The sequence below is a fragment of the Pseudomonas sp. PA-7-1E genome (assembly GCF_021605325.1).
Lineage (GTDB): Bacteria > Pseudomonadota > Gammaproteobacteria > Pseudomonadales > Pseudomonadaceae > Aquipseudomonas > Aquipseudomonas fluorescens_BV.
Genome location: NZ_WKFA01000014.1, coordinates 1 through 12,066 on the forward strand (window position 1 = coordinate 1; position 12,066 = coordinate 12,066).

General features: G+C 58.0%; 8 protein-coding genes and 2 rRNA genes. 5 read left to right on the plus strand and 5 right to left on the minus strand.

Annotation, left to right across the window (positions count from 1 at the left end; all coding sequences use genetic code 11):
* Positions 1 to 2 precede the first annotated feature (2 nt).
* The 3 genes from rrf (GIW79_RS11760) (at position 3) to GIW79_RS11770 (ending at position 2,498) form a co-directional block, all read left to right on the plus strand.
* Positions 3 to 118: ribosomal RNA gene (gene rrf / locus GIW79_RS11760) — 5S ribosomal RNA — on the plus strand.
* A 109-nt stretch (positions 119 to 227) separates the two neighbouring features.
* A 5S ribosomal RNA gene (gene rrf / locus GIW79_RS11765) occupies positions 228 to 343 on the plus strand.
* A 274-nt stretch (positions 344 to 617) separates the two neighbouring features.
* A complete protein-coding gene (locus tag GIW79_RS11770; RefSeq protein WP_034125396.1) occupies positions 618 to 2,498 on the plus strand; it encodes a methyl-accepting chemotaxis protein in 1,881 nt (626 codons plus the stop codon).
* Between the two features lie 63 nt (positions 2,499 to 2,561).
* Here GIW79_RS11770 and GIW79_RS11775 read toward each other — a convergent pair whose 3' ends face one another.
* From GIW79_RS11775 to GIW79_RS11790, 4 genes are all read right to left on the minus strand, one after another.
* The gene (locus GIW79_RS11775) at positions 2,562 to 5,939 is read right to left on the minus strand and encodes an amino acid adenylation domain-containing protein (RefSeq protein WP_236455389.1); all 3,378 of its coding nucleotides are present in this window, start codon (positions 5,937 to 5,939) and stop codon (positions 2,562 to 2,564) included.
* Positions 5,936 to 6,883, minus strand: a complete 948-nt coding sequence (locus tag GIW79_RS11780) for a diiron oxygenase (RefSeq protein WP_034125398.1) — start codon at positions 6,881 to 6,883, stop codon at positions 5,936 to 5,938. Before GIW79_RS11780 ends, GIW79_RS11775 begins: the two co-directional genes overlap by 4 nt.
* Positions 6,880 to 7,638 (minus strand): DUF3050 domain-containing protein, encoded by a 759-nt coding sequence (locus tag GIW79_RS11785; protein ID WP_054899075.1) that lies wholly within the window; start codon positions 7,636 to 7,638, stop codon positions 6,880 to 6,882. The genes GIW79_RS11780 and GIW79_RS11785 overlap by 4 nt, the downstream gene beginning before the upstream one ends.
* 373 nt (positions 7,639 to 8,011) lie before the next feature.
* Entirely contained in the window at positions 8,012 to 8,722 is a 711-nt protein-coding gene (locus GIW79_RS11790; protein WP_096143747.1) for a GntR family transcriptional regulator, read from the minus strand.
* Between the two features lie 318 nt (positions 8,723 to 9,040).
* On the opposite strand from GIW79_RS11790, the gene lapG reads away from it, so the two are divergent.
* Positions 9,041 to 9,664 (plus strand): cysteine protease LapG, encoded by a 624-nt coding sequence (gene lapG, locus GIW79_RS11795; protein WP_442968590.1) that lies wholly within the window; start codon positions 9,041 to 9,043, stop codon positions 9,662 to 9,664.
* A 14-nt stretch (positions 9,665 to 9,678) separates the two neighbouring features.
* Positions 9,679 to 11,625, plus strand: coding sequence for a cyclic di-GMP receptor LapD (lapD, locus tag GIW79_RS11800; RefSeq protein WP_034125402.1), 1,947 nt, complete (start codon positions 9,679 to 9,681; stop codon positions 11,623 to 11,625).
* A gap of 22 nt (positions 11,626 to 11,647) precedes the next feature.
* Here lapD and GIW79_RS11805 read toward each other — a convergent pair whose 3' ends face one another.
* Complete coding sequence (locus GIW79_RS11805; protein ID WP_054896857.1) at positions 11,648 to 11,986, minus strand: hypothetical protein; 339 nt, start codon at positions 11,984 to 11,986, stop codon at positions 11,648 to 11,650.
* Positions 11,987 to 12,066 lie beyond the last annotated feature (80 nt).

Here is a 12,066-nt window from a genome sequence, read left to right on the forward strand (position 1 = left end):
TTCTTGACGACCATAGAGCATTGGAACCACCTGATCCCATCCCGAACTCAGCAGTGAAACGATGCATCGCCGATGGTAGTGTGGGGTTTCCCCATGTGAGAGTAGGTCATCGTCAAGATTAAATTCCAAAACCCCTGTCTGCTAACGCAGACAGGGGTTTTGTTTATGTAGAAGCTCATGAATTTCACCGGCACGTTGCCAACGCAACGGTCTGGTACACAGAATTTCTTGACGACCATAGAGCATTGGAACCACCTGATCCCATCCCGAACTCAGCAGTGAAACGATGCATCGCCGATGGTAGTGTGGGGTTTCCCCATGTGAGAGTAGGTCATCGTCAAGATTGAATTCCGAAACCCCTGTCTGCTAACGCAGACAGGGGTTTTGTCGTTTAGGGCGGCCCACCGCAGCAAATCTGCCTTACGGCTACCGCCTGTCGGTTTCCTACGTTAAAAGAAGATGCTTCTCACAAATTCCTAAGATTTGTCGAAGTTTGGCCGAAAGCCTGACGAGCCATGCGTGCACCGAAATAGAGCGACCGCAGAGTCCGCCTATCCCGATACATGGAATGTTCCACTCGGCACGCTCACCCCCCTTTGGCAAAAGAAGTCGATGAAATGAATCTCAAGTTCAGTCATAAAATTCTGTTGGCCGCGTCAGGCGTCGTGGTTTTAGCCTTCGCGTTATTTACCCTCTACAACGACTACCTGCAGCGCAGCACCATCAGGCAAAACCTTACGTCGTCCATCCAGCAATCCGGCGAGCTCACCGCCAGCAGTGTGCAGAACTGGCTCAGTGGTCGCATCCTGGTCCTCGAGAACCTGGCGCAGAACGTTGCCCACCAGGGCAGCGCCGCCGACCTCCCAGGTTTGGTCGATCAGCCAGCATTCACCACCAATTTCCAGTTCACCTATGTAGGTCAAACCAATGGGGTATTCACACAGCGCCCTGACGCGAAGATGCCTGACGACTACGACCCCCGTCAGCGCCCTTGGTACAAGCAAGCAGTAGTGGCGGACAAAACCATGCTTACTCCGCCTTATATGGCGGCTGTGGGCGGTCAGATCGTGACAATTGCCATGCCGGTGAAAAAGAATGGCGAGTTGTTGGGTGTTGTCGGTGGTGACCTGAGCCTGCAGACACTGGTGAAGATCATCAACTCGGTAGACTTCGGTGGTATCGGCCATGCGTTCCTGGTCAGCGGTGATGGCCAGGTCATCGTCAGTCCGGACCAGGACCAAGTGATGAAGAATCTCAAGGACATCTATCCCGGCACCAACGTGCGCATTGAGAAGCTCAATCAGGACGTTGTCCTCAACGGTCAGGATCGCATCCTTTCCTTCACGCCTATCAGCGGCTTGCCTGGCGCTGACTGGTACATCGGCCTTTCGATCGACAAAGAAAAAGCCTATGCCCCGCTGGGCAAATTCCGTACTTCGGCCTTGATTGCGATGTTGATTGCCGTTGTGGCTATTGCGGTGCTCCTGAGCCTGTTGATTCAAGTACTGTTGCGCCCGTTGACCACCATGGGCGTGGCCATGCAGGACATTGCCCAAGGCGAAGGTGATTTGACCCGACGTCTCGACGTGACCAGCAAAGACGAGTTCGGCGAGGTCGGCAGCGCATTCAACCAGTTCGTCGAGCGAATTCACGCGTCGATTTCCGAGGTGTCTTCGGCAACGCGCCAGGTGCACGATTTGTCCCAGCGTGTGATGGCTTCATCCAATGCGTCGATCATCGGTTCTGACGAACAGAGCGCGCGTACCAACAGCGTGGCCGCAGCCATCAACGAGCTAGGGGCCGCCACCCAGGAAATCGCGCGCAACGCTGCTGACGCGTCCCAGCATGCCAGTGGTGCCAGCGAACAAGCTGACGATGGTCGTAAAGTGGTGGAGCAAACCATTCAGGCGATGTCGGAGCTTTCGCAAAAGATCAGCCTGTCCTGCACTCAGATCGAAACCCTTAATGCCAGTACCGATAACATCGGACACATCCTGGATGTGATCAAAGGCATTTCCCAGCAAACCAACTTGCTCGCCCTAAACGCGGCGATCGAAGCGGCCCGTGCTGGCGAAGCAGGGCGTGGTTTTGCCGTCGTGGCGGATGAAGTGCGCAATTTGGCGCACCGTACCCAGGAGTCGGCAGAAGAAATCCACAAGATGATCACTTCGCTGCAAGTGGGTTCGCGCGAAGCCGTGACCACCATGAACGCCAGCCAGGCTTCCAGCGAAGAAAGCGTCGAAGTCGCCAACCAGGCAGGTGAGCGTCTGGTCAGCGTGACGCAACGTATCGTTGAGATCGATGGCATGAACCAATCCGTCGCGGCCGCCACTGAAGAGCAGACCGCCGTGGTTGAAACCCTCAACGTCGATATCAACCAGATCAACTTGCTGAACCAGCAGGGTGTGGCCAACCTCAACGAGACGCTCAAGGACTGCGATGCGCTGTCCCAGCAGGCCAGCCGACTGAAGCAATTGGTCGATAGCTTCAAGATCTGATCCTGACCGCATCGGAGCGAGGCCTCTCGCTCCGATCGCTTGGTCTCACGTCCAGGATGCTATTCAGAGGAAACTGATAGCGCTCAGATAGTCGCAGCCTTTGCGTAACAGCGCCTGGCTCTTGGGTGGATAGCACATGCCCATTTTTTCCACGCCCCACCGGGCATTGTCGTAACGGATCATCGATGTGTCACCGATGTCCTCGCCCAGTCCGTCCAGGTAAAAGCCCAGCACTCCGAACAACGCGTTATTGCGGCTCACTTTGCGCAGCGCCCGTTGCCAGTGTTCAATGCTTACTCGGTCAAAAGCGTGCCCAGCCTCGCTGAAGGCGTCGAGATACTGGTCCCAACTCAAGGGCAGTGGGTTGTGCAGGTTGAACACGTTTCGCCCAGGGTCAAAGCGCACGCTGTGGTAGGCGATGAAACGCGCCAGGAAGTCCACCGGCATCAGATCGAAATTGACGTCCAGTCGCGGGACCATCCCTAATTGCAGAGACCCCTTGAGCATCAACATCAAGCGGTTTTTCTGTGGCTGGCAAACGCCGTTCTGGCTGTTGAAGCTGATATTTCCCGGCCGATGAATATTGACCCAGGCCCCTTGCTCGACTGCCCGTCCTAATAGCCGCTCGGCTACCCACTTGGAGAGGTTGTAGCCATTTTTCACATAGAGCGGCAGTGCGCGTCGGGCAGGCGCTTCAAGCACGGACCCGTCGACGTCCACGCTGCTGCAGGCTGACAGCGTCGAGATGAAATTGAGGACCTTCTTGCAATGGGTCTCGCAAAGGCGCAGGCATTCCAGCACCGGCTCGACGTTGTCCTTGGCGAGTGAGGCGTAATCCATCACATGATTGACCTGCGCGGCGTTATGCACCACCACGCCGTAATGACGGGCGAGGTGCTCGTACACGTCGTCGGCCAAGCCCAGGCGAGGTTTACGAATATCGGCGGCGTATACCTGTACTCGGCTCAGGTCCAGATGTTCCAAGCGGTATTCACGCAATGCCTGGGCGAACCTTGTCGCTGCCGAATGGCCGGGCAACTCGCGCACCAGGCACGCCACGTCCTGCGCCCCGCCAGTCAGCAGTGCCTGGACAATATGAACCCCGACAAAGCTGTTCGCGCCGGTGACGATGGCTTTGCGCGAGTCTCCCGCAAGGGTCTCGGGCAGCATCTCGACCTCCAGTGCTCGCGTCGCATCTTGTTCCATCTGGTTGGATGGTGTATCCGGCAGTGCACTGCCATCCATGAGTGCGGCCAATGTGCGGATGGTCGGCGTCTCAAAAAAGGGGCTCAGGCAGAAGCTGCGGCCAAACTGCTCGCGCAGGCGTAGCAACAGGGTCGACAACAGGATGGAGTGGCCACCGAGGTTGAAAAAACTCTCATCAATCGAGAGTTCGCCTGCGGGTAATCCCAGCAGCTCACCCCACACGTCAGCCAGTTGTGACTGCAAAGGGTCTTGTATGCGACAGCGATCCATCCCGATGGGTATGGGTATTGGCATGGCCAGCAAGGCCTTGCGATCGATCTTGCCGTTATTCGAACGGGGCATGCATGCCAGTTCGCTCCAAGCGCTGGGCTGCATATGCACCGGCAACCACTGTCGAGCATGTTCCTTCAGGCTTGCCAGCGTAGCGCCAGATTCCGGCTGGGCGGCAAAGCCGATGACTCTGTGTGCCGTATCGATCACCACTGCCACTTGGCGAAACAAGCGACTATCGCGCAAGCACTGTTCAATATCCTGAGGCTGAACTCGAAACCCGCGGATCTTGACTTGCTCATCCCTGCGGCCGCCCAGTTCGATGCCCTCTTGCGTCCATTTTGCCAAGTCGCCGCTGCGATAAGCCTGTAGCACTTGGCCATTTGGCAGTGTCAGCGCCACGAACGGATTGTCGGCCCGCGAGAGTGTATTCGAATAACCCAGGCTTACTCCGGGACCGACAATGTACAAGTCGCCCATTACCTGTTCATCCACGGGCTGCAGGTTCTCGTCGAGAATCAGCACCTGGCTGTTAGCGATGGGGAGGCCGATATTGCGATGGCTGTCACCTCGTTGGAATACCCGATGGGTCGCCAACACAGTGGCCTCGGTCGGCCCATAGAGGTTATGCAACTGGCATTGACCGGCCAGTTGTTCGATCACGCAGGGCTCGCAGAAATCACCTCCGGTCAGTAAATGAGTCATGCCCAACGGCTGATCCAGCGGCAGGATGCTGAGCAGTGCCGGTGGCACAAACCCATGAGTGACGCGTTGCTTGCGAATCAGTTCTACCAGTTGCTGAGGGTCGTGACGCTGGTCTGGGCTGGGCACAATCAACTCGGCGCCGGCGATCAATGCAGGGAAAATATCGATCAGTGAAGAATCGAAGCCCAGTGGCGAAAATTGCAGGACGCGACTGTGTTGATCCAACGCCACGCAACTGACGAGCCAGGCCGTGAAATGCGCCAGGTTGTATTGGCTCAGCAGTACCCCCTTGGGCTGGCCCGTCGTACCCGAGGTGAACAGTGCCACGCACGGCTCGTCGGCACGGGGGTGACGGTGCATCAGCGGTTGCGTCATGTCGGCGCTGTGCGCGGCCACCTGGCTCACATCAAGTGAAACGAAACGCTCTCGCAATGGGTGCTGGCCATTCTCCAGCAGCACACAGGCCTTGAGGCTGGTCAGCATGCAGTGCTGGCGTTGCTCCGGGTGGTCAGGCACCAGCGGCAAATACACGGCGCCACAGCCAAGCACCGCGAGAATACTGGCGTACAACTCGGCAGATTTCTCCAGGCATACGCCGACCACTTGTGGAGCCTCGGCATCCTCCAGCAAGGGAAGCAGGCGTTGTTGAATAGCCATGGCTTGTTGCTGGAGCTGCCGATAAGTCAGCGCATGACCGGCGATGTTCAGCACTGTTCGATGCGCGAAGGTATTGAGGCTGGCCTGCAGCCGTTCGATCATGGGCGTTCGGGCCGCGTGCAGTAAGGCAGGGGCCGCCGTGTGGTTGAACCGGTGCATGAAAGCCAAGGCATCCAGCTCTTGCAGGCCCTGTTCAGGCCAGGCGTTAGCAGCGGCCGTTGCCGAGAAATAAGCGGGGTCTCTTGAAAAACCGCAGACCAACAAAGCAGCCCACTCCACCACTGCATTCGTTGCCTGCTGACGCAACCGCTGCCCATTACCGCTGGGCTCCCGGGCAACGTCGTGCACCGTCAGCAGGCGCCGCTCCCGGTCGTAGCAGCGTAACTGTAATGAGGGCAGCCCGTGTTCGCAGAGCGGGCCGATACCCACGCGCAAGCTTAACCATGGCGCACTGGCGGGCGAGGGCGGCAGCGGCTGACTCCCGTCTTCAATAACCAGATCCACAGACCCCGTTCCTGCCACATGCCCATATTGCTCCAGCTCCTGCCTGAGCGCCGCCAGAGCGTTACCGGTACCACGCCACTCGATCTGCAAGCGCCTCATGCCAACCTCCTCGATACGGGCAGGTAGTCGCGCAGGGCTCGTGCCACGCTGGGGGTTTGCAGTACGCCGCTGTGGTGCAGGAGGCCCATGATATTGGCCAGCAGCGGATGTTGGGGGGTGATGGGAAAGTCCAGCGCCTGGATTTCGTCGCGCAGTGCTCGGCGCGTATCGGCACTGATAGCCAAGTGTTCGATCAGTTGCAGATCGAAGTCTTTCTGTAGGTCGTTGGTCAGGTAGTGCGTCAGGAACACGGGCAGGGCTTGAGCAATGTGGTCGCGATCTTCAGAGCTTGCCGATTGCCAGTAGAGGCGCACCAACTGTGTCCAGAACCGCGCATGCCGCCCTTCATCAAACAGATGATCGGCCATCAGGCCGCGGACAGAGGATTTGACGCTGCCATCTTTGGAAAACGCTGCGACGTCATGGGTGACGGTGTTCTCAGCGATGGCGACGCCGATCAACTCTACGGCATCGTGCAAGTATGCCGGTACCTGTGCCTGGGCTGCCGGCAGCGCGCGGCCCAATTCAATTTGCCCGGGTAGATCGAGCGGTTGGATTCCGGTCATCTGCACGGCTTGCTGCAGGAAATCCAGCGCGACCAGCGCGTGGTAATCCTCGTCGACAACGACCGTCATCGCATCGTAGCGGCAGGCGAGCGGGAAGGGCAGGGAGAAGCGATTTTTAGCGATGCTGCGCGCGGTTTTGTCGACGATCTCGGTTTCGAAAATCACCACGTCATTGATGAATTTATAGAAGCTTTGCACCAGCACGAAGTCGCGCCATTGCGGGCAGTGCTTGAGAAAGGTTGCACTCAGCACCAGAGGCTGACGGCACAGGGGGAAGATGAGTTTGTCGTCGTCTTCCAACATCCGCCGGGGGCGTGTGCGGATGGTTGCGCGACGCTCCCAGTCGTCGGCAAAGGATTGGTAATGAGCGGCGTTCACGGACGTACCTCTTGCATCGAGGCCAGTACGTCGTCCCAGAAGGTAATACGACTCTGCACGGCGCCCAGGGCGGCGTTATCGGCCTGTTGCTGGCGACTGGGGTCTGCGTCGACCAGGCGCTGTAGCAACTGTTGCGCCGCGGGCTCGTGATCATCGCTGTCTATTTCGATATGGCGGCTGAGGTAGTGACATAGCGTAGGGGCCTGCCGACCTATGAAAGCATGGCTATGCAAAAGCCTTTCGAACATTGACGGAATCACACACTCTCGGCCATGCAGGAACGCCGCCGCCACACAGTGGGTCGGAGCGCTCAGGGCAATTTGTAAGGTGCTGTCGACGAAGCGGACTACGCCCTGGGGCGCATCGATCATCTGCAAGGCTGCGCTTACCTCCACTCCCTGGCTTTGCAGGTCGATAAAGCGAGTGATTGCGACCGTGCTGGCGCCCACTTCCGTCATTGCGTCCAAGTACAGCTCGAAGTGGCTGCAATAGCCCCGCGTCGGGTGCTCGTCCGACTCTTCCGCCAGCACGATTTCGTTAATCAGGCGGGCAGCGTGCGGGTCAGTGGAGGGGAGCCAGGGCAACTGCATGCAAGTGAGGTCCTGTTGCAGGCGTTTGGTCAGGCTCATGAAATCCCAGACAGCAAATACATGGTGTTTCATGAAGTGTTGTAACTTGCCGAGGCTGGTTATTTCTATAAATAACGGATGATCAAAAAGTTGTCGTTTTTTTTGCGCGAGTGAATGTGGGTACATGGTTGACGCCTATGAGTTGTTGCGAGTGCTCTAAAAGCAGTGTTGAAATATTATAGTTGTGAGTGCGAGAGTAACTTGAGCGCGCCCACGCGCACGGCGAGGCCCTTGCACTAGGCAGACGCAGTGGATGGAAAGGTGTGTCTTGCTGGGAAAAGATAATAAGCTGGTTGAATGTTTGAACCGGTATACAAATGTATTAGATGTTTTTCCCGATATTTATGTGTGTGGTGATTCCCCAGCTATACGTGGGATTTTGCTGCGCGCTGAGTCGGCTCTAATTATGATTTGGTTCTTTGTTTTTTCTGATGGAGCAACAATCCCTGATAAGAAAGTTGCTACATCACCTAAGGATCAAGGGCAAAAGCGAAAAAACCTACTGAGTGGGGTTTTTTTCGGCGCTCTCGAGGCCGCTGAGGTAGGTCGCGATCACCTCCATGCCTCGCATCAAGTGGTTACGCAGCGTCAGGATGCTCTCCTCGACCTTCCTCTGCGCTACCAGGCTCAGCAGTTCGCGGTGATCCTCCTGGGAAGTCTCCCCCAGCCCCATCGCCTCAAGGTTGAAGCGCAGGAAGCGCTCCTCCTCATTCAATCCGTGCTCGACCAAAGTGAGCAGCCGCTGGTTGGGCGCCTTGCCGTACAACACCATGTGAAACAGGCGATTGAGCCGACCAATCTCGGTGTAGTCTTTCTCGCTTTCCAGTGCGTTGATACAGGCCTCAGCTTGAGCAAGGTCCGCGTCGGTGAGCAACGGAATCGACAGGCGCAGGGCCTCGGACTCCAGCAACATGCGCAGGGCATAGGTCTCGGCCGAATTGTCCTCGATCAAGGGAGCAACGACGGCACCCTTGTGAGTCACCACATGCAACAAGGATTGCGCCTCCAGCTGGCGCAACGCTTCGCGTACCGGCATGCGACTGACGCCGAACAGGCTGGCCAGTTCTTGCTGGCGCATGGCGGTGCCACAGGGCAATCGCCCATCAAGGATGGCATTACGCAACGTTTCTTCGATAACGGAGCGCGCAAGATGGGCGGGAATAGGCCCGCTGATTTTGATGCTGCTTAATGGGTTCGGCTTCTGCGTCACGGTTGCGCTATCCTCCTTTCTTGAATAATAGTCTGGCTAATTGGATCCAAAGAACACTAAAGATGGGCCAGGTGCTTGTCAAATAGCCAAAGTTTCCGTTTGTAAGTGCTTACACAGCATACTTTGTGTCTCTCACAAGGGCGGTTATAAAAACGCCGCCTCCTGCGATGATTGCACTGTGCCATTGTTTTTTGTAGGGCCAGGCTTCACCATCCCTGGAAATTCCGTCTCTTTCACGGACTGAACATTTTGGCGGTAAGTTTTAATCCCTATCGACTGCTTTGCTGGCTTTTATCAGCAACTTTACTGGCCGGCCTGATGCTCGGCGGGCTGCGTGCCGATTGGGATTTCTCGCAAATCAGCCGCAAGGCTACCGCCGTCTACGGGCCTTTGGGTCAAGGCCAGCAGCGTATCGACGCCTGGCAGCGGTTATTGGTGAGCGAAAAACAGGTCAGCGAGCAGGACCAGCTCAAGGTCGTCAATTTGTTCTTCAACAAGCAAATGACCTACGTGGAAGACATCGATCTCTGGCACGTTGTGGATTACTGGGAGACGCCCGTCGAGGCACTCTGGAAAGGTGCTGGTGACTGTGAAGACTACGCCATCGCAAAATATTTCAGTTTGCGTCACCTGGGCGTGTCCAGCGACAAGTTGCGCATTACCTACGTCAAGGCCCTGCGGCAGAATCGGGCGCACATGGTCCTGACTTATTATTCGAGCCCCGACGCCGTCCCACTGGTGCTCGACAGCCTGATGGATGAGATCCTGCCGGCTACCCGTCGCACCGACCTGGTCCCGGTGTACTCATTCAACGCCGAGGGGTTGTACTTGCCTGGTGCCAAAGGCAACAAAAAAGTCGGTGATACCAAACGCTTGTCGCGCTGGCAGGATGTGTTGAGAAAAATGCGTGCGGAAGGCTTCCCAGCCGAGCCTGCCAACTAGGAGTAACTGATCGGATGTCTCTGTTCAAACAGCTATTGATCGCAATCTGTCTGTTCCTGGTGGTCGCCTTCAGCGGCAGCTTCATGGTCAGCCTGGAAAGCTCGCGCACCCAATACGTCAACCAATTGCGCTCCCACGCCCAGGATGCCGCGACGGCATTGGCGCTGTCGCTCACCCCGAATATCGATGACCCAGCCATGGTGGAGCTGTTGGTCAGCTCGATCTTCGACAGCGGTTACTATGCCAGCATCCGCGTCGTGGACCTGGCCACCGACAAAACCATCGTCGAGCGCAGCGGTATTCCCGACAACAACGGCGTGCCCAACTGGTTCGTCAAGCTGATCGGACTGGAGCCGGCAGGCGGTGATGCCCTGGTCAGCCGTGGCTGGGAACAGGCCGCACGGGTAGAAGTGGTCAGCCATCCGATGTTCGCCCTGGCCAAGCTCTGGCAAAGCGCCCTGGGTAGCCTGGGCTGGTTGCTCTTGTGCGGTGCGGTCAGCGTGGTGCTCGGTGGGCTGCTGCTGCGCCGGCAATTGAAGCCGTTGGACTATATGGTCAAACAGTCCCACGCCATTGCCCGCCGCGAGTTCCTCAGCCTGCCTGACTTGCCCCGCACGCCTGAACTGCGGCGGGTGGTGCAGGCCATGAACCAGATGGTGGAAAAGCTCAAGGCGCTGTTCCAGGAACAGGCCGAGCGTAGCGAAAAACTGCGCACCGAATCCTATCAGGACAACCTCACCGGCCTCGCCAACCGCCGTTATTTCGAGATGCAGCTCAACGCCCGCGTCAGTAACCCGGAAGAGACCAACTCCGGCTACCTTCTGCTGCTGCGGGTCAAGGACCTGGCCGGCCTCAACCAGCGCCTGGGTGGCCAGCGCACCGACCAGTTACTGCAAGCGGTTGGCGAACAACTACTGCGCCAGTGCGCGCCGTACCCGGAAACCCATAACCTCGTCACCCGTATTCGTGGCGGTGAGTTCGCCGTGCTGGCGCCGGGGTTGATGCGTGAAGAAGCGATGCAGCTGGCGCAAAACCTGGAAAGCACTTTGCTCAGCCTGCAAGCGACCGGCGCCAGTGACGTTACGCCGGTCGCCTATATCGGCCTGGCGCCGTTCAGCCATGGCGACGCGCCCCAAGCCCTGCTGACCCTGGCCGACCAGGCCCTGGCCCAGGCCCAAGCGCAGGGCGACACCAGTTGGGTGTGCCTGGACCGCAGCGCCGCCGCCAGCGTGGGAGACGATCACCATGCCTGGCACACCTTGTTGGACCAGGCCCTGACCCAGCAGCGCTTCCAGCTGTACTTCCAGCCGGTTGTCGCCAGCCAGGACCCACAATTGGTCTTGCATTACAAGGTACTGTCGCGCTTGCAGGACGAAGACGGCCACACCATACCGGCCGGGCGCTTCCTGCCGTGGCTTGAGCGCTTTGGTTGGTCCGCCCGCCTGGACCGCCTGATGCTGGAGCAGGTGCTCAAGCAGATGGCCAGCCACACCGAGAACCTGGCGCTGAATCTTTCGGCCGCAACCTTGCAAGATACCCAGGCCCTGAACCGCGTTTATGACCTGCTACGCCAGCACAGCAACCTGGGCCCGCGCCTCACCCTGGAGATTGGTGAGGAGCAACTGCCTGAGCAGCCCGTGCTGGAACAGATGACCCAGCGCCTGCGCGAACTGGGCTTCTCCCTCAGCCTGCAACGTTTCGGTGGGCGGTTCAGCATCATCGGCAACCTGGCGCGCCTGGGCTTGGCGTACCTGAAGATCGACGGCAGCTACATTCGCGCCATCGACCAGGAAAGCGACAAGCGCCTGTTTATCGAGGCCATCCAGCGAGCGGCCCATAGCATCGACCTGCCGTTGATTGCCGAACGTGTAGAGACCGAGGGCGAACTGAAGGTGATTCGTGAGATGGGGATTTTCGGCGTGCAGGGCCAACTGTTTGGCGAGCCCGCGCCCTGGAAATAATTCACCTGTAGGAGCGGTTGGATTAAATCAATCCTTTCTCGTCATCATCGATCAACTGGCTCAACCCACCCAACGCTTCCCTCGCCTGGTTACGGTCCATCAACTTGGCCTGGGCTGCCGGCGGCAGGTCGGTCACGCTGATCACCCCCTTGCGGGTCAGCACCTGGATCAAGTCATCCAGCACCCGGATCATCTCAAAGTCGCTCTGCTTGAGCTGGGCCAGGCTGGTTTCCACCACTTCGTTGGCGTACCAGGCCTGTATCTCATGGTGATCGGCCGGCAGGGTTTCAGTGGATTCGGTAAAGGCAGCGGCCTCTACGCGAACCAGCGCGCCCTGTGCATCACGTTGCACGTAAAACATAACAACCCCTCGAAAATGCGCCACAGGCGTTCAACAGCATAGGTCAACGCTGCGTGTATGGGCGTGAGTATGCGATGCGC